The 514-nt window shown below is 51.0% G+C and carries 1 protein-coding gene; it reads left to right on the top strand.

The genetic code is table 11. The annotated features are described in order from the left end of the window. Positions 1 to 514: Rpn family recombination-promoting nuclease/putative transposase (locus ACK4IR_RS12450; protein WP_409874653.1), on the top strand; the 514-nt coding region annotated here is incomplete at both ends.

Raw genomic sequence — 514 nt, 5'->3', positions numbered from 1 at the left:
GCTATCGCTTTGACTCCATTGAACTCAAAGAAACCGCCTTTCGCATTGATGGCGTCTTTGTACCCCCTGACTCCTCAGGAGTGGTCTATTTCTGCGAAGTCCAGTTTCAGCGCGACAACACCTTCTATGAGCGCTTCTTTGCAGAGATTTTTCTCTATTTACGGCTCAAGCGCCATAAGTTCTCTGATTGGCAGGCGGTGGTGATTTACCCTGACCCTCAGACAGAGCAGAGAAACATTACCCCCTATGCTCCCCTCATAAAGAGCGATCGCCTGCGGCGGGTCTATCTGAACGAACTTGGGTCACCAGAGCAGTTGCCCTTGAGTCTAGCGTTGATGAAGCTGATGACGTTATCCAGAGCAGAGATGCCAAAAGCAGCCAAATTTCTCGCACAGAGTGCTCAGGGTAAAGCCGTCGAGAAGCGGGAGGTCATAATAGAGTTAATCACGAGAATCATGTTGTATCGGTTCACCACGCTGAATCGCGAGGAGGTGCTGCGCATGCTGGGGTTGAC

Origin of the sequence: Thermosynechococcus sp., assembly GCF_046299635.1 — a bacterium.
Classification (GTDB): Bacteria; Cyanobacteriota; Cyanobacteriia; order Thermosynechococcales; family Thermosynechococcaceae; genus Thermosynechococcus.
Note: the sequence above shows the minus strand (reverse complement) of the source record. Positions and strands in the feature narration are given on the sequence as shown.